Annotated in this window: 12 protein-coding genes and 4 pseudogenes; 9 read left to right on the forward strand and 7 right to left on the reverse strand. The window is 51.3% G+C overall.

All coding sequences use genetic code 11. The annotated features are described in order from the left end of the window. Both IEX27_RS21720 and IEX27_RS21500 read right to left on the reverse strand, forming a co-directional pair. Nucleotides 1-66, reverse strand: a pseudogene (locus IEX27_RS21720) (DUF6429 family protein); the annotation flags it as partial. Nucleotides 67-122: 56 nt separating this feature from the next. Then, nucleotides 123-236 (reverse strand): annotated as a pseudogene (locus IEX27_RS21500) (IS66-like element accessory protein TnpA); the annotation flags it as partial. Between the two features lie 89 nt (nucleotides 237-325). Here IEX27_RS21500 and IEX27_RS20490 point away from each other — a divergent pair. After that, nucleotides 326-488, forward strand: a pseudogene (locus IEX27_RS20490) (IS3 family transposase); the annotation flags it as partial. Nucleotides 489-522: 34 nt separating this feature from the next. Here the strand turns inward: IEX27_RS20490 and IEX27_RS20495 are convergent. Continuing rightward, nucleotides 523-1,587, reverse strand: coding sequence for a glycosyltransferase family 4 protein (locus tag IEX27_RS20495; protein ID WP_188722944.1), 1,065 nt, complete (start codon nucleotides 1,585-1,587; stop codon nucleotides 523-525). Continuing rightward, entirely contained in the window at nucleotides 1,584-3,560 is a 1,977-nt protein-coding gene (gene asnB, locus IEX27_RS20500) for an asparagine synthase (glutamine-hydrolyzing) (RefSeq protein WP_188722945.1), read from the reverse strand. The genes IEX27_RS20495 and asnB overlap by 4 nt, the downstream gene beginning before the upstream one ends. Before the next feature lie 324 nt (nucleotides 3,561-3,884). Between asnB and IEX27_RS20505 the strand changes: the two genes are divergently transcribed. The 8 genes from IEX27_RS20505 (at nucleotide 3,885) to IEX27_RS21685 (ending at nucleotide 14,457) form a co-directional block, all read left to right on the forward strand. Beyond that, nucleotides 3,885-5,036 carry a glycosyltransferase family 4 protein gene (locus IEX27_RS20505; protein WP_188722946.1) on the forward strand — a complete coding sequence of 384 codons (1,152 nt, stop codon included), beginning with the start codon at nucleotides 3,885-3,887 and terminating at the stop codon, nucleotides 5,034-5,036. Between the two features lie 51 nt (nucleotides 5,037-5,087). After that, nucleotides 5,088-6,101 carry an NAD-dependent epimerase/dehydratase family protein gene (locus IEX27_RS20510; RefSeq protein WP_188722947.1) on the forward strand — a complete coding sequence of 338 codons (1,014 nt, stop codon included), beginning with the start codon at nucleotides 5,088-5,090 and terminating at the stop codon, nucleotides 6,099-6,101. A gap of 17 nt (nucleotides 6,102-6,118) precedes the next feature. Then, nucleotides 6,119-7,387 (forward strand): Vi polysaccharide biosynthesis UDP-N-acetylglucosamine C-6 dehydrogenase TviB, encoded by a 1,269-nt coding sequence (gene tviB, locus IEX27_RS20515; protein WP_188722948.1) that lies wholly within the window; start codon nucleotides 6,119-6,121, stop codon nucleotides 7,385-7,387. Between the two features lie 44 nt (nucleotides 7,388-7,431). Continuing rightward, nucleotides 7,432-8,502 carry an EpsG family protein gene (locus IEX27_RS20520; protein ID WP_188722949.1) on the forward strand — a complete coding sequence of 357 codons (1,071 nt, stop codon included), beginning with the start codon at nucleotides 7,432-7,434 and terminating at the stop codon, nucleotides 8,500-8,502. 99 nt (nucleotides 8,503-8,601) lie between these two features. Next, nucleotides 8,602-10,407, forward strand: coding sequence for an ABC transporter ATP-binding protein (locus tag IEX27_RS20525; protein WP_188722950.1), 1,806 nt, complete (start codon nucleotides 8,602-8,604; stop codon nucleotides 10,405-10,407). Between the two features lie 368 nt (nucleotides 10,408-10,775). Continuing rightward, the gene (locus IEX27_RS20530; protein ID WP_188722951.1) at nucleotides 10,776-11,660 is read left to right on the forward strand and encodes a glycosyltransferase; all 885 of its coding nucleotides are present in this window, start codon (nucleotides 10,776-10,778) and stop codon (nucleotides 11,658-11,660) included. Nucleotides 11,661-11,710: 50 nt separating this feature from the next. Then, the gene (locus tag IEX27_RS20535; RefSeq protein ID WP_188722952.1) at nucleotides 11,711-13,003 is read left to right on the forward strand and encodes a glycosyltransferase family protein; all 1,293 of its coding nucleotides are present in this window, start codon (nucleotides 11,711-11,713) and stop codon (nucleotides 13,001-13,003) included. A gap of 761 nt (nucleotides 13,004-13,764) precedes the next feature. Beyond that, nucleotides 13,765-14,457: a glycosyltransferase gene (locus IEX27_RS21685; protein ID WP_373869903.1), complete on the forward strand. Its 693-nt coding sequence runs from the start codon at nucleotides 13,765-13,767 to the stop codon at nucleotides 14,455-14,457. On the opposite strand, the gene wecB is transcribed toward IEX27_RS21685, so the two are convergent. From wecB to IEX27_RS20555, 3 genes and pseudogenes are all read right to left on the reverse strand, one after another. After that, nucleotides 14,452-15,549 (reverse strand): non-hydrolyzing UDP-N-acetylglucosamine 2-epimerase, encoded by a 1,098-nt coding sequence (gene wecB / locus IEX27_RS20545; RefSeq protein ID WP_188722954.1) that lies wholly within the window; start codon nucleotides 15,547-15,549, stop codon nucleotides 14,452-14,454. The two genes, IEX27_RS21685 and wecB, sit on opposite strands and share 6 nt — an antisense overlap. A 460-nt stretch (nucleotides 15,550-16,009) precedes the next feature. Beyond that, nucleotides 16,010-16,312, reverse strand: a pseudogene (locus IEX27_RS20550) (integrase core domain-containing protein); the annotation flags it as partial. 4 nt (nucleotides 16,313-16,316) lie between these two features. Beyond that, nucleotides 16,317-17,723: an IS30 family transposase gene (locus tag IEX27_RS20555; protein WP_210315583.1), complete on the reverse strand. Its 1,407-nt coding sequence runs from the start codon at nucleotides 17,721-17,723 to the stop codon at nucleotides 16,317-16,319. Nucleotides 17,724-17,846 lie beyond the last annotated feature (123 nt).

Raw genomic sequence — 17,846 nt, forward strand, 5'->3', positions numbered from 1 at the left:
ATCGTGGAGCGTCAGCCATAACAGTGCCAGGACCGCGTCATCGATTTTGTCCTCGTCGATCTCCATTCTGCTATGCTACCACGCGCGAGATCCCAAGTCCCGCGGCCCACCTCGGATGGATACGAAACGCCGGGCTCTAAACACGCTGCGACAAGCCGATCTCGGGAGGCAGGGTCATATCGACGGCGGCCGTCGCGGCCAACAAGCCGCACCTGCAGTTTAGGAGTATCGTCCATTGATTTGGTGTCCACCTGTTTTTGGTGGACACTTCATGCATCAGAGCACTGCGCTTCAGAAGGTGCACAGAAATTCGCGCTTACCGGTGTTCGGGGTCGGGCCAATCTGCAGGCTGCTGCCGATTGCCCCACCAACCTCCTACGAGAACGTAGCCAAGCGCGCGGATGTAGACCGCCTGTCAGTCCGCGCCCTGCAGCGACATCAGCCTCAAGATCGAGATAGGTCGTGTCTTTGAAAAGAACTACCGCGTCTTAACGAAGTGATTGCTGTTCTAAGGCGATTTGCCTAATATACTACTGAATTAAGCAGATCAGATACTATAGGCCCGTATTTTTGTAGTGAGTAACAGTTCTCAACTTTCTTCCGCCCTAGAGTGCCCATCTGAATTCGTAGCTCAGCATTGCCCAACAAAGTGTCTATCGCGTGGTGCCAGTCGCTATCTGTGGTTGCCAGAAATCCATTTGTCCCATGCACCACAATGTCCGAATTGACACCCACCGGAGAGGCCACTACTGGAAGCCCGCATGCCATATACTGGATAAGCTTGTACCCGCATTTCCCTTGTGACCAAGGAGAATCGTGTAGTGGCATAAGGCCGATGTCCATCTCCTGGATGAGTTTGCTCTCGGATTCTTCAGACCAAGGTAGGCACTCAAAATCGCCATCAGCGGGAACACCATCAGTTGCTCCAACAATACGTACACGCGCGCCGTGTTTCCTTGCCACATCCGTCAATAACGGCACCATTGGTAGACCATACTCACGCCAAGTGCTCGGAGTTCCAATCCATCCAATTCGCAATCGTCCGTCAGGTGATGGGCACGGCATAGTCGAATACGCATTAACGTCCACAACGGTGGGCACGACTTCAACCCGCGGTGCACCTGCCTTCTCTGCACGATCCGCCAAATAGGCGTTTCCAGCCAGAACAAGGGCGGAGTTGCCCATTACCTGGTCGATCTTGCTGCCTAGCACTTTTCGTATGACCGGATTTGCATGTTGATCATAGCGGTGAAAAACAGCATCATCGTAGTCAGTTACACAGGGCACATTTCTCGGAAGAATCCCCCTTTCGAGCGCGAACGGGATCCATGGGAAAGCTTCTTTCTCGAGCCAGATAGCGTCTGGGCGCTGACTTACGAGCAGGTTGCGTGCGCGAGAAGCATAATAGCCAATTATACTTCTTCCCGAAGATAGGCCGGCGTACAGTGCCTGTAAGTAGGAATCGGCAAAAAAGGGCGACACCTCGACGTCAATGCCCGCGGCGTGGAGGTATGGAAGGTATTGAAACATGCGCAAGCGGCTGGATGCGCCTTGTTGGCCATAGCGGCTCAATACCAGTAGCTTCATTGCGTTTTTCGCCAAGCTTGGAACATCAGAATAGTCCAGAGCCTGTTCGTCCAATCCCTGCCGGCTAGGTGTTCTGACCAAGTTTGCCGTATAGCCCCCGCCTGGAGTAATCCATCCGCCTCTAGGTTCTTCACGGACAATAGGTCTTCCGCCCAACTGCGAAGTGGACCACGGAGCCATTCACCCACTGGGACCGCAAAACCACTCTTCGGCCTTTCGACCAGTTCGCACGGCACATGTTGGAAAAGGATCTGCCGCAGAGCCCATTTCCCCTTGCCTCCGCGTACTTTCATATGGGCCGGCAATCGAGTAGAGATGGCGAACACATCTGGATCTAGGAAAGGTACCCTCGTCTCTAAGCTAACGGCCATTGCAGAACGATCGACCTTACAGAGAATATCATCCGGTAAATACGTACGAAGATCCTGCACCATCATCGTTCCGGCTACATCACCCGCGAGCATATGCGGGAGTGGATCGTCCAAAACAGTAGATTTAGGGACATGTGTAAAGGCAATCGGTATTGCACTATCCGTCCACTCTGAGATCAGGCCGCGGTAAAATTCCTCTATCGACCGACTATTCGATAGGCGAGCTGCCAGTTTGTGTGCCTTCTCGCCCGGCCGCACCACTCCTTCCCATCCCATTTTTGCGATTGCGGATCCTACCGCATCCCAACCGGATACGGGGATGGCCGAAATACCCCACGCAGCCGCATAGCGCACCCAAAGAGGCAGGTGGTTCATGGCCTTCCATATTCGCGGCCCCCAAACGTACCGATTGTACCCACCGAAAACCTCGTCACCAGCATCTCCAGACAAGGCCACAGTCACACCTGTCCTCGCTGCTTTGCAGACTAAGAAGGTGGGAATTTGCGAGGAATCTGCAAACGGCTCATCAAAAATATGCGGCAGCTCTGGAATAACGTCACGTGTTTCTGCTTCTGTCACCATGATCTCAGAATGATTGGTGCCAAGGTGGCGAGCTATGGCTCGCGCGTAAGGTGCCTCGTTAAAAGTGGTACTCTCGAACGCAACAGTGTAAGTGCGAATCGGCTGGTGACTTAACCTTTGCATGATTGAGACGACCAAGGAACTGTCTACGCCCCCCGAGAGAAATGCCCCCAGCTCCACATCAGCTTGCATTTGCCGACCAATCGATGCTTCTAAGGTCCTAGCAAGCAAGGATATCGCTTCCGCCTCACTATTGAAACGGTTGCAAGCTCCCTCCTCTACTGTATGTTCGAGGGACCAGTAGCGACGTATCGATATTGATTGATACGCTTGTCCCGAGCGCAAGGGATGGGAAGGTGCGCATAACGGTGGCGCGCCTTCAATCTGGAGGATGCAGGCAGGCTCAAGTTTGTAGGTGCCTTGATAGATACTTCTGGGGCTAGGAACATATGCGAAAGCGAGATACTGACTGAGCGCATCAGTGCATATTGTAGAAGCGAATTCTCCATGCTTTCTCAGTGCTTTGAGTTCGGACGCGAATACGAAGTCCTCTCCCGCCCAACCCCAATACAAGGGTTTCTCGCCAAACCTGTCACGTGCAAGGCAAATATGGCATGTTTGCGTATCCCAGACCGCCAGTGCAAACATCCCGTATGCACGACTTAGGGTATCATCAAGTCCCCATCTCTCGATTGCCTCGACCAAAGTTTCGGTATCAGAAAAACCCCGCCAATTTGGAGCTTGGCCTTCTTGCTCCATAACCCGTCGAAGCTCGAGATGGTTGTATATTTCGCCATTTAAGACCAGCACATATCTGCCAGACGACGAGATCATCGGTTGTGCCCCGGCAGAGCTCAGATCTAGGATTGCGAGGCGGCGATGTCCTAAAGCTACGCCTTCACCAATCCATATCCCCTCAGCGTCTGGCCCCCGGTGACGGAGTGCGTTAACCATCCGACCTACGGTCTCTTGCAGACCGTTGAAATTCTTTCGCGAGAGAACGCCGACAATACCGCACATCTTAGCAGCAATTCCTCTTGATACCTTCGCGTGACGGGCATCTCGCGGAGAGGTCGCTCACGTCTAAGCATCTTGCTCGCGGCAAAAAGAAGCAGTGTACTAGCAAGATGCAGACGATGTCCAAGCGCCAGTCCTCGCAAACTAGAGGGTAGGGAGAGCATCTCATAAGAAACCCCAGCCCATGTTGCAACCATGATTTTGTTGATCATACGCGTCACAGAAACGCATACGCGACTTAGAGAGCTGTGAATTGTGCGGCCCCGGTATGGACTCCGAAGCCCCCTTTAACTAGACGGACCAAGTGGCCTTCTTACAGGACTTCGAATGCGCATCTTGGTCACTGCAAATTCTGCATGGAACATCGTCAACTTCAGGCGTCCAGTTGTTGAAGCATTGAGAACAGCTGGACATTCGGTAACGATCTTGGCTCCTACTGACGATAGTGTTGGTGAGGTCGAGCGCATTGGTTGCCAGTTCATTTCCCTAACCATGAACATAAAAGGATTGAACCCCATCGATGACCTTAGGCTCCTTCATGAGTTTAGGTCGGTGTTCAAGAGGGAATCTCCCCAAGTCATCTTGAGTTACACGATAAAAAACAACATATTTGGGGCCTTAGCAGCGAAGATGCTTAGGATCCCTTTTATTCCCAACGTAACCGGATTGGGAACAGCATTTCTCTCGGGAAGCGTGTTGCAGGCGCTTGTAGAACAACTTTATAGGGTGGCGTTTGTTGGGTTGCCTGTGATTTTCTTTCAGAACACAGATGACAGGAATCTTTTCCTCCAGCGCAAGCTGATTACAAAAGAACAAGGTCATCTGCTTTCGGGCTCCGGCATCAACCTACAACATTTTCTACCCGCTGCGTTTCCGCCAAGGAGGTCGCCCCCCACTTTCCTGATGATATCTCGCGTTCTAAAGGATAAGGGAGTGATTGAGTTTGTTGAAGCTGCTCGAAGGGTAAGACAGGATTTTCCTCGCCCTAGGTTCCAGCTTCTGGGCTCGATCGATTCAGAAAATCGCTCCGCAATCGCTAAAGAGACGGTAATGAATTGGCATCGCGAAGGCGTTATTGAGTATCTTGGCCACCAGCGTGACGTGAGGCCATTCATTGCGGCGGCTCATTGCGTCGTTCTCCCCTCTTATCGAGAAGGCGCACCGCGCACCTTAATTGAGGCAGCTTCGATGGGAAGGCCTGTGATTACCACGAACGTGCCAGGATGTAGGTCGGTGGTGGAGAAAGATGTCACGGGGCTACTCTGTGAGGCCCGAAGCGGCGAAAGCCTATACGTCGCGTGCAGGCAATTCCTAGAGATGCCCTTTGACGCGCAAGTTTCTATGGGCAAAGCTGGTCGTGAGAAGATGGTGCGCGAATTTGATGAAACACTCATTGTTAGCGCCTATCAAAATGCAATCAAACTCTTGACGGAGGACTTTGTTTCAGCTTCATCGGTGCAACACTCAGGTCTAGAATAGCCCCTTGAACTCGCTCATGGAAATGCACAACATTGAACGTAGGTAGCTAACTTGCAGCGTATCTTAATAACTGGTACGGCCGGTTTCATTGGATTTCACTTGGCCAGATTGCTCCTGTCCGAGGGGTTCTGTGTCCACGGCTATGATGGACTTACGGATTATTACGATGTTTCCCTTAAACAAAGGCGGCACCAGATTCTATTAGAGCACGAAAATTTTTCAGCCACAATTGGAATGCTGCAAGACTCCCTTCTCCTCACGCGAGTTGCGTCAGACTTCCAGCCTGATGTGATTATTCATCTCGCCGCTCAGGCTGGTGTTAGATACAGCTTGGAGAACCCTCGCAGCTATTTGGATAGCAACATCGTCGGCTCCTTCAACGTACTGGAGACTGGACTTCGGCTCAACGTTCGGCATCTCCTAATGGCCTCAACCTCGTCGGTCTATGGAGCCAATACCACGATGCCATTTGACGAAGATCAAAAGACCGACACCCCATTAACGATCTATGCTGCCACGAAAAAGGCAAATGAAACGATGGCGCATGCCTATGCCCATCTGCATGGCTTGCATACGACCATGTTCCGCTTCTTCACGGTCTACGGGCCGTGGGGAAGGCCCGACATGGCGCTCTTCAGGTTCACCGATGCGATCCTAGATGGTAGGGCAATTGATGTGTACAACCATGGGAGTATGTTCCGCGATTTCACCTATGTTGATGATCTAGTCAAGAGTATTAGGCTGCTGATTAATGCTATCCCGCCTGCACCCCGAGATCGGACACATCGCATCCAAAATGATAGCATTTCACCAGTTGCTCCCTTTCGTGTCGTGAACATCGGGAACTCCACTAAGATCCGGCTACTGGATTTCGTCGAAGCGATTGAAGATGAACTGGGACAGAAAGCCAAGCGAAACTATATGGGCATGCAGCCGGGAGATGTTCCGGCCACCTGGGCTGACGCTAGCCTCCTACTGGAGTTAACAGGCTATCGTCCCAACACCCCTTATCGAGAGGGCGTGGCAAATTTCGTGCGTTGGTATCGTTCATACTACAACAAGTGACTTTCGGACAGAACATCATGAATAACCTTAAGATTGCCGTAATTGGCCTGGGATACGTCGGACTTCCACTTGCCGCGGAATTCGGTAAGAAATTCCCTGTCGTCGGTTTCGACATCAATTCAGATCGGATCGCTAGCCTGAAGGAGGGTTATGACCACACGCGTGAAGTAGCGACACAAGATCTCAAAGCTGCCTCCGAACTTAGTTTCACAAGCGACGCGAGCGAGATTGGTGACTGCAATTTCTATATAGTAACCGTACCCACCCCTGTCGATCAGCATCGGCGGCCAGACCTTCTCCCCCTTATTAGAGCATCAGAAACGGTCGCTAGCGTGCTCAAGCGTGGAGATACTGTGGTCTACGAATCGACTGTCTACCCAGGAGCAACTGAAGAGGTCTGCGTACCCGTCCTAGAGCGCATATCCGGGCTTTCCTTCAACAAAGATTTCTTTGTCGGCTACTCACCTGAACGAGCAAACCCCGGCGACAAACTGCATCGGTTAACGACAATTTGTAAGGTAACGTCCGGGTCGACCCCTGAAGTGGCTGACTTCGTCGATTCAGTCTACGCTCAGGTGGTGACTGCTGGAACATACAAGGCTACGTCGATTCGAGTTGCCGAGGCAGCGAAGGTAATCGAAAACACGCAACGCGACCTCAACATTGCTCTGATCAACGAATTGGCTATTATTTTCAACAAGCTCAATATCGAAACTGAGGCGGTCCTCAAGGCTGCAGGAACAAAGTGGAACTTTCTTCCTTTTCAGCCAGGTCTCGTCGGTGGTCATTGTATTGGAGTAGATCCTTATTATCTGACTCATAAGGCCGAGGCCGTCGGCTACCACCCAGAGATCATCTTAGCCGGTCGGCGGCTTAATGATTCAATGGGAACCTATGTAGCGGGGCAAATGGTTAAAGCGCTATTGAAAAAGCGCATCCAGGTCGACGGTGCTCGTGTATTGATCCTTGGTCTTACTTTCAAGGAAAATTGCCCGGACCTGCGCAACACTCGGGTCATTGACGTCATTCGAGAACTTCAAGAATACAATGTTTCCGTCGACATACACGATCCGTGGGTAGACGAAACCGAAGCTAAGCGGGAATACGGTCTTAACATGACAGCAGTCCCTGACACTGGTGAATATGATGGGATAATATTAGCTGTTGCACACTCTCAGTTTCGCGAATCCGGACCCAAGTTGATTCATAGCTATGGGCGACCCGTTCACGTTCTGTATGATCTCAAAAATATCTTTGATGCTCGTGAGAGTGATTTGAGGCTTTAGTTCTCTAGAGACTACTGTCCAATTTATGAGAGTCAGATGACTTAATGTTATATTTTGCTGTCTTTATTTTGCTTCTGATTCTTAACTTCGCAACAGCTTACAAATTCCGTAGCCGTCTTGCGGTGTACTGGCTGGTTTTTATATTTCTCTTTTTGTTTTCGGCGTTTCGCTTCGAGGTGGGCTGCGATTGGACAGGTTATCTCTTCCAATACGATTTGCAACATGGAGCGGGACTTCAAGCGGCTTTGGAGCGCAGGGAACCGCTCTGGTGGATTACGATTGAGCTTACACAATGGGCTGGGCTCCCTTATCCGTGGCTGAACGTTTTTTCATCAGCGCTCTTTTTCTTAGGCGTTCACATCTTGGCCCGACGCCAGCCAGATCCATTGGCTTTTCTAATGCTGCTATTCCCGATACTAATTCTGAACATGCCAATGTCAGGAATCCGGCAGGGTGCAGCGATTGGTATCATGTGCATCTCTTTTACCGCCTTCCAAGATGGACGTTTCATAAGGTATGTTTTGTGGACGTTAGTAGCTGCAAGTTTCCATTCAAGTGCTATGATCTTTCTGCTATTGGCACCCCTCATCGGCGGCAATCTTTCGAAAGGACGTCTGGCACTAGCAGGATTTCTCGCAATTCCTGGCGGCTTGCTTTTGCTCAGTGGTGAAAGCGGTGAACTAGCGATCTCCCGCTACGTAGAGCGTAACATTGATGCCTTCGGAGCGATTTATCGGACTGGAACACTATTTTTGTCAGCCATTTTCTTCTCCATCTTTCTTCGCCGTAGATGGAAGAAAGCTTTTGGCGCAGATTTTACCCTTGCTGGCTTGGGCGCATTGATGATGTTTGCCGTTTTCCCGTTCTCGGCAGTGTCCACGGTGATCGCCGATCGCGTCGGCTATTATTTAATGCCATTGCAGGCTATGATATTTGCACGAACACCCTTCCTTGCGGGCAAGTTGGAAACGCGTTTGCTAATCGTCTCCCCTTATCTCGCGCTGTCCCTGATGCTTCTAGTTTGGACTACCTCGTCGAATCTTTTTACCCTTTGCTATGTACCCTACCAGACTTGGTTATTTGGTTTTCCATCTCATAATCTGCCCTTTCAATAGGGCATTAAGCGCCATTGCATTTTTGTTCTGCTATGGCAGAAGGAGCAGCGATTTGCAGCCCCAGCTACGCTCCCAGAACGCTTGAAGGACAACCAGAACATGAGTTCCAAATCCTCCGTCTCTTCGGATAACTCCAAAGCACATTTCATTCGGGTTCTCGGAAAACTGCTACTTACGATTAGTTCACGCAGAAGAATGCAGCTTGTGGGTGTCTTTGTGATGATGCTCCTAGGAGCTCTCGCAGAACTAATGGCAATTGGCGCAGTTCTACCATTTCTCTCGCTGATTGCTAACCTTGACGGATCAGGAGAACTTCCGCTGATAGGTAAATCATTCGACTGGGTCGAAATAGAAGGCTGGGATGGGCGGCAAGTCGCGACCGCAGTTTTCGTAATTGCGGCGGCAGTCGCGGGAATTGTTCGAATTTGTCTAGCATGGGTCAGTCATCGGTTCGTGTTTCGAGTAGCGAATGATATAGGGGTACAAGTGTTTGCGCGCGCGCTATGTCAACCTTACACCTACTATTTGTCGCAAAACTCCAGTTCTCTTTTGGCAAATATAGAAAAAGTTCAAGTTGTGGCGACCAACGTTCTTCTTCCTCTGATGAACGCAGCTACATCTTTAGTCATATCGATTTTTATTCTTGCAGCTCTAGTGGCAATTGATCCAATTGTAGCATGTTCAACAGCCTTGGGCTTCGGAGCCCTTTATATTCTAGTTTCACTAGGGTTCCGTAAGCGATTGCGTCAAAATAGCGAACTAATCGCAACCGTTTATGCTGCTCGCATTCGCGCGGTACAAGAAGGCACCAGCGCCATCCGAGACATACTGCTCGACCATTCGCAGGCTGCCTTTGAACGCCGCTTTGCAATGCATGACCGTTGCCTGCGCGACACTCAGGCCGATAATGCTTTCTTGGGGGCCGCCCCTCGCTTCGTCATTGAAAGCTGTGGGATGATTCTTATCGCCACATTAACTCTGCTTCTTTCGGACCGAGAAGGAGGGATTTCTACAGCACTCCCAGTCTTGGGCGCTCTCGCTTTGGGAGCGATCCGGCTGCTGCCTTTGATGCAACTAATGTACAATGGATGGTCTCAAATTACGGGTAATCGGCAGAGTGTCGTGGATGTACTGAATGCACTGGATTTGCCGTTGCTAAGACAAAATATAATAAGGCAAAAAGCGATTCCGTTCCATCAGGAGATACACTTCAAGGATGTCACCTATAGCTATCCAACAGCCGCAGATCCTGTTCTTAAGAAGCTATCCCTTGCCATTCCACGCGGTGCACGAATCGGTGTTGTCGGTAAGACGGGCAGTGGAAAATCTACTCTAATGGATCTTCTGCTTGGCCTCCTTAGCCCGACCGAGGGGCGCATACTAATCGATGGTATCCCACTGACTCCTGTCAATAGTGCTTCTTGGCAGGTGCGAATAGCCCACGTGCCACAGAGCATCTACCTATCGGACAGTTCTATCGCTGAGAACATTGCTTTTGGAATAACGCCAGAAGAAGTCGATATGGATCGTTTGCGCAAGGCTGCAGAACAAGCGGCCTTATCCGAATTTGTAGAATCATTGCCAGATGCCTATAATACGCTTGTGGGTGAACGTGGAGTCAGACTTTCAGGGGGGCAACGGCAAAGGATCGGAATCGCAAGGGCGCTTTACCGCAATGCCGATGTTCTCGTCTTGGATGAAGCAACAAGTGCGCTAGACAACGAGACAGAGCAGGCTGTTATGGATGCAGTGGAGAGATTGTCCGAGGATCTAACGATCTTTTTGATTGCGCACCGGACCACCACCCTGAAAAACTGCAGTATGATCCTCCAAATGCCGGAGGGCCGCTTGATCCGCTTTGCCGACCTTCACCAAATGCATGCGCAGAGAGCCAAACCAAAATAGCAAGCCTGGAATGTTCGGCTTAAGGCAACCATCGTATGGTGTGTGCAGCATCTGAAATATCGCCAAGAAAATGTCTTCTTGATCAATATTCATTTGCACCCGTCCGCAGATTAGCGGCATACACTCACTCTTAACACCATGCGGGAGAACTCATGTCCACAATATTAATTATCTCCCCCGAACCTTGGGACGGAATCCACGTCTCCAAGCATCATTTCGCACAGGAGCTGGCACGGCGAGGACATGACGTACTATTCCATGGTCCTCCCGACGTTGGTGGCTCCATGAAGGTACAACTCATCCGTACAACTACAAATGGTAGTTTGCGAATTGTCAGTGCGCCGAGGGTTGCTCCAGGACTGCGGAGAATGCCGCGCACAATCCGTAACTGGCTCGAGGCTCGCTGGTTGGGTCATCTCGAGCGGGCAGTGGGCAAGAGAATTGGAGTTGTATGGTTGTTCGAAAACTCTCGTTTCTTCGATATGCGCTTTGCTGGTAATCGTCTAAAAATTTACCACCAAGTAGATCTCAATCAAGATTTTTATCCGTGTCTAGCTGCCGAAACTGCCGACCTCACGATTGCAATATCGAAGCCTATTGAGGATCGGTTGCGCCGTAATGCGCAAAATCTACTACGACTTACGCATGGTTGTGTGCTGAGTTCTGCAGACAGCAAGCTCCCCGACGAAGTTGAAAAGCGCTTTGGGAGAGCTGGCGTTAATGCAGTGATGGCAGGAAATTTGACCATACCCTATCTCGATAAGGATCTATTGGGGAAACTAGTCACAAAACATCCAGAGGTACAGTTTCATTTTATCGGGCCATATCAGATTGGATACGGATTGCACAAAGCCGTGGGAACTGCAGCAAACACCATCTTTTGGGGGCTCCAAACCGCAGAGATATTGCCCGCGTTCTATGGTCGTGCCGATGTTCTATTAGTAGCGTACCGTGCCGACAACTTTGTCGACCAATTAGCCAACCCTCATAAAATCATGGAATATATCGCCTCCGGTCGTTGTGTACTAGCAACTAGGACACTGGAGTACGAGGAAACTCCAGGTGTCATCGAGATGGCACTTAGCCCGAGCGAATTTCTGGATAAGTTTTCTACAATCGTTCAGGATCCGGCGGCTTGGAACACAGATTTCTTAACAGCCAAACGTCAGGAGTTTGCTGCTATGAATAGCTATTCACAACAGCTAGAACGCATCGTGACCGCTCTTGGCGAAAAAGGTGATCTCATCCGATGAGATCTTATTTGGCAGAAAAGTGCTTGTGAACTTCTTCAGCTTCGAGGCTGATGTTAAAAACTACCGATCCCAAGCGTAAGCGTTTTTTTGGAGACAGCAACTTGAAGCCTAATGGAGTAACAGTATTCCTATATGGTCGATTATTTGATCCCCTTATACAAGGCAATTTCTGGGTCTTTATCAAGGGAATCCAGGAGCGAACACCCGGCCAATATCACTTTAGAATTGTTTCTTATGAGGACGCTGAGAGACCACTAACTGACGCACAATTAAAGCAGGTCCAAGAAATGGAAGCGATCGGCGTTAGTTGGTCTCCTTTGAAATGGCATCCGGGACAAGGAGTCATAAGTAAAGTTACCGATCTCATTTCAGGCTTTTTTGCGGTTACCAGAGAGCGTTTGAAGGGTAACAAGCACGTCATCGCGTATGGATCCGTGGCTGCCTCGTTCTGTTATTTGTATTCGCTTTTGCTAGGCGTCAAACTGTTCTTATACAGCTATGAGCCGCACAGTGAATACGCACGCGATAACGGTATCCTAAGTGAACAGAGCTTGCAGTACCGTGTTCTTCATTTCCTTGAAAGAAAAGCCGCCAATGCGGCTGCCGTGATTTCATCTGGTACAGTTTTTATGAAAAGACGGCTGCTCGATGATTGGGCTGTAACCGGGGAGTTTTTTAAAATTCCTAGTGTGACAGATAATCAGAAGTTTGCCTTCAACGGCGCTCTACGAGCCCACAGGAGAGCGGAACTCGGCTTGGACCCACAACGTAAAGTCATATTCTATCCCGGCAAATTTGGGGGATTGTACTACGCACGCGAAATCACCCAAATGTTTCGCTGGCTTCTGGATGAAGATCCGGACCTTTTTTTCTTGGTCTTGAGTCCTCAATCTGCTGAATCGATCCGTTCCCTTTTCGCAGAATGTAACGTTCCAGAGAGCAGCTATAAGGTAGATAAAGCAGACTATGAGAACATCGAGCAATGGTTTTGGGTAGCCGATTTTGGTATCATCGCTGTACCCCCTGGTGACTCTAAAAAGTTCATATCGAATATCAAGGTTGGTGAATACCTTTGCGCGGGTCTACCCTTCCTCATTACACGAGGAGTGTCAGAGGATTCTATCGTTGCTGCTGATTGCCAGGTCGGAGTAGTCGTGGATGGCTTCACACGAGAAGCGATACGTGACGCATGGCCCTCTATACGGTCATTTTTGGAAATGGATCCGGTTCAACGTCGCGCACATTGTACAAAAGTTGGACTGGAATATCGGGGATTCCAGACACTCCAAGCTCGGTTTGAAACCGCCCTGTCTGCTCTTGTGGGTAGGGATAGAGTCCTGTGACGTTCCAGACACTTAGCGAAGGCGGTGCTGGGATTTCTAGGTGGACATCATAAGCTCAAAAATACGGGACTAGTCTGTAGCAACAGCCAGAGGCGAAGCTCAAGAGCTATAAGGAGAACGGAATTAAATTGCTGAATAGGACCCTGCGGATTCTAATGGTATCCTTGGCTTTTCCGCCAAAACAGGATGCCGAAGTACTCCAAACCGTGAAACTGCACAAGTACTTGTCTGCGTTACCCAACACAGAAGTACATGTTATTACCGGTACGGAGTCGGGGAGCATTAGGGCGCTCCTAAAGCCCGAGATATCAGTTGACGACATTGCCACCCGTTTCGACTTGTTCTCAAATCGCTATATAAACTACTTGTGGCTTCGGCTATTTCCTGCTCTGGCCTCACGACCGGACATCAAGGCTGCCGCTATTCATCGCTCAGAGCTTATTTGCAAGGCGCTCCCTTGGCGACCGGACGTCGTGGTATCTCGTTCCTATCCTATCTCCTCTTCACTTTTGGGAAAATCTATAGCCAAGCGGCTTGGAGTACCTTGGGTTATGCAACTAAGTGATCCTTGGTCGATATCACCTCTTCACCCCAGCGGTTATGACATTGAATGGAACAAGAAACAAGAAATCGCTGCAATTGCGGAGGCCTCGCTCATTACATTTACGTCGGAACGAACGCTCAAGCGGTATCAGGACCTCTATCCTGCTGCCGCGAGGAGGATGAGATACTACCCTAACACCTTTGACCCGGACCAAGCGATGCCAAACCCCTGGAACAAGGGACCTGAATTCAGCATAGTATATGCTGGAACGTTAGGAGGTTCGCGCCGACCGGACGTACTGTGTGAAGCGGTTGAAAGACTCTTCGAGCGCGCTCCTAACGCTCGTGATCAACTACGATTGATATTTGCGGGTCATGCCGATAGAGCTACGCGGAGGTATTTAACGCAGAAGAGGGCATATGTCCGCTGGCTTGGTCCGCTTTCGTTCCCCGATTCTATGAAGCTTATTCGCAGTGCAGACATGCTGGTTCTCGTAGACAATTTCGTCTCCCCAGGAATAGATGCCGGCCCGTACGAATTCTTCCCATCTAAGCTCCTAGATTATATGGTTGCACAACGACCAATACTGGCAATCACTTCAACTGGGAGTATCGCAAGAGAAATCATTGGAAGGCATAAGCTTGGATCTAGTTATGGACATAACGAATGTTACGCTGTGTCAGAAGAGATTGAGAAAGCGTGGCGTGAATGGCAAAATGGATCCAGTTCATTTTTTCAGGTTGACGGACAGACCGAGATGTATGACGCGAGACGGGGTGCTGAGCGCCTGCGGTTAGAATTGGAAGAGGTTGTGCAGTTATCGATGGAAGCCAACGGTCCTTCCACCGCTCAGCCATCTATTTGTGAGATCGAGTCAACAGTTTCTGGCACAGAGGGACAGCCATCATAATAAGTCTCTTGCAAGCCTTTCTACTATGCGTAGGGATGCGTTTCCGTCTCCATACGGAGACACCCCGCGGGCCATGGCGTGGTAGGCTGCAGGATTATCCAAGAGAAGCTGTGCTTCGGCTACAATGGTCTCAAAATCAGTACCGACCAGCTTCACTGTGCCATTGGCTACTGCTTCTGGCCTTTCGGTCTCACGACGCAGTACAAGAACAGGTTTTCCAAGCGCTGGAGCTTCTTCCTGAACTCCGCCGGAGTCGCTGATGATAATGCAAGCCTTCTTCATCGCCGCAACAAACGGTGCATAGTCAAGTGGCTTGCATAGCACTACATTCCCTAGGCCTGCCAAGATCTTCTCCGCGACGTCCTTTACATTAGGATTTGGATGCACCGGGTACAGGAAGCAAACGTGTGGGTTGTTCTTTGCGAGATAGCGTATGGAGCGGCATACTTCGCGTAATGGTTGCCCAAAATTCTCCCTTCGATGCGCGGTGACAAGAATTAGTCGTTCGTGAGGTGGAAGGTCAACGCCCATTTCAAGCTCTTGGTCTGCAATCGTTAGTAGCGCATCGATAACAGTGTTTCCTGTGACTTCGATCTTCTCTGGGGCAATGCTTTCTTTGAGAAGATTGGCTTTCGCTCTGTCCGTCGGTGCAAAGTGCCAATGTGCAAGACGGCCGGCAATAACACGATTAGCCTCTTCCGGAAACGGATTGAAGATGTCCCCCGTTCGCAAACCTGCCTCGACATGCCCTACCGGAATCTGCTTATAAAATGAAGCCATTGCCACTGCCATAACGGTGGTGGTATCCCCCTGGACAAGTACAACATCCGGCCGATCTTTTTCTAAGATCTGTCCGGCCCCTACGAGCAAACGTGCAGTCAATTCATTTAAGCCCTGATTGGGCTGCATGACGTCCAGGTCGTGGTTTGCTACGATCCCAAAGAACTTCAGGACCTGATCGAGCATCTGGCGATGCTGACCGGTTGCAAGAACGGAGACATCTGCCCAAGGCTGTGACCTTAGTGCGAGTATAACAGGAGCCATTTTTATCGCTTCGGGCCGAGTTCCGACAACGCAAAGAATTTTCTTCATACCTTCCTCAAGACTCCATGAACACCTTTTCGCAGTGTTGTTAGTACGCTAAGATGCGTCGTTTTCAATCTCGAATGAAATTCAGTGCCTATGATCACTGACCCATACTCCGGATGCATATGATATTACCGCCCTTGACCTGTACGCAGTCGGCCTTATCAGCTATAAATCATTGGGTAAAGTTCCATGCTCGCTGCGGAACCCAAGCGGAAGCTGAGATCATTGAGCAGAGTTGCGAATCGGGAGAGGGTATCTTCCACCACTGGTCGCCACTTCGTTACGCCTGTCTACCGTCGGTGCGCTGACTCGTTACCGACCTAGGTGCCGCAACCGTGGATCCTGACGAGCCTGTTGTCGGCATTTTTTGAGCGAAGAAGCTGGAGGATCGCGCGCGTGAGTTGAAGCGTCTCGCGTAAGATAATGAACCGCGCCGGGTTTGCCGGAGACCGTTTGGTTTAAGTTATGCGGCCATGGCTGGCGCGTCCAGCGTGGCGTAGTGACGTTCTTCAGCCTCGGCTGGTGGGATGTTTCCGATGGGCTCTAGAAGTCGGCGGTGGTTGAACCAATCTACCCATTCGAGTGTTGCGAACTCCACAGCTTCGAAGTTGCGCCATGGTCCTCGCCGATGGATTACTTCGGCCTTGTAAAGCCCGTTGATCGTTTCGGCGAGAGCGTTGTCATAGGAATCGCCAACGCTGCCGACCGACGGCTCGATGCCTGCCTCCGCCAGCCGCTCGGAATACTTGATTGACACGTATTGGGCAGATTCAACCGGTCGTCGCAACACCCTCGATCATATCTGATTTGAGCAACCCGTCGAGAGCCTCTGCAGGCGTGCGCCAGCCCAGCGTCTTGCGAGGCCTGCTATTGAGCGCATGCGCTACCGCGCTGAGTTCTTCGGCCCCATGCTGGCTCAGATCCGTACCCTTTGGAAAGTATTGTCGCAGCAGGCCATTGGTGTTTTCGTTGCTCCCGCGCTGCCAGGGGCTTTGAGGGTCGCAGAAATAGATATCCAGGCCAGTGTCGATCCGAAGCTGTGCGTGCTGAGCCATCTCGGCACCTTGGTCCCAAGTCAAGGATCGGCGTAAGTGCGCCGGTAGTTCCATGATGGTCTCGGCGATGGCATCGCGGACCGCTTCGGCACCATGCCCCGCAAGAGCCGGTCCGTTCTTGTCGGACTTGTCCATCCCGTGGCGTTCCATGCGTGGTAAGTGCAGCAGCATGGTGAACCGCGTCGTACGTTCGACCAACGTGCCGATCGCTGAACTTCCTAAACCCAGAATGAGATCACCTTCCCAGTGGCCAGGTACCGCTCTGTCGCCGACCTCCGCTGGACGATCGCTGATCATTAGCGCATCAGCAGTGAACGACTTGCCACGGCTGCGAGCACGTTCGCGTGGTAAACGCAGCGCTCGTCCAGAGCGCAGGCACGCCGATAGCTCCCGCTTCAGCGCGCCTCGGCCCTGTATGTAAAGCGCCTGATAGATGGCTTCGTGACTGATGCGCATGGCCGGGTCCTCGGGAAAGTCCAGTCTCAGACGCCGCGCAATCTGTTCCGGGCTCCAGGCTTTGGACCAGCGTCGACTTTGCCGATGAACGGCCCGCCGTCCTTTCCATACCACGACTGGCCCATCAAGGGCGACGCCTTTGGGCGTGGCAATGAGGCCCGCGAGCCGGTCCTGTACGTAATCACGAAGGATAGGATTAGTTGCCAGTTTCGCCACCTTCGGCCGCCGTGCCGCTCGATCAGCATGCCACTGCGCGGTAATGGCGCGATAGTCGAAGTCGCCGGCGCGTGTCGCTGAATTGCGCCTGATCTCGCGCGAGATTGTGCTGGGCGATCGCCCCAGCTTGCGTGCGATTGCACGGATGCCACTACCCCGAGCGCATTCCAAAGCTATATCCTCTCGTTCTCGGAACGTCAGACCTCTGCTTTTGAGTGGCGTCGCTGAGGGCGATAGATGTGTAGGGGGCATGCCGCCTGAACTCCGAAACCACCGGTTCCCAACGGGACCAGAGACGCCGGATTCAACCGCAGCGTCCTCGCTGGACAATCCCGCCGCCACCTCTCGCCAGAACCGACATAGGTTCTCACGCTGCCACACCGGTGGCCGACCTGGCGAGGACATTTTCTGCCGCGTTGAGCGCTCCGACTTCCGTCTTCCCGTTGCCATTAACACCTCCTGGTTTGGAGTGTTGCGACGACCGGTTGAATCTGCCTTGAACTCCCCTGTCGGAATGGTGGATGAGGCCGCTGCGATGGACGGGCCGCCGATCATGAAGGGCCTGGTCGAGGG

Origin of the sequence: Nitratireductor aestuarii, assembly GCF_014641695.1 — a bacterium.
In the GTDB taxonomy this organism is placed as follows: domain Bacteria; phylum Pseudomonadota; class Alphaproteobacteria; order Rhizobiales; family Rhizobiaceae; genus Chelativorans; species Chelativorans aestuarii.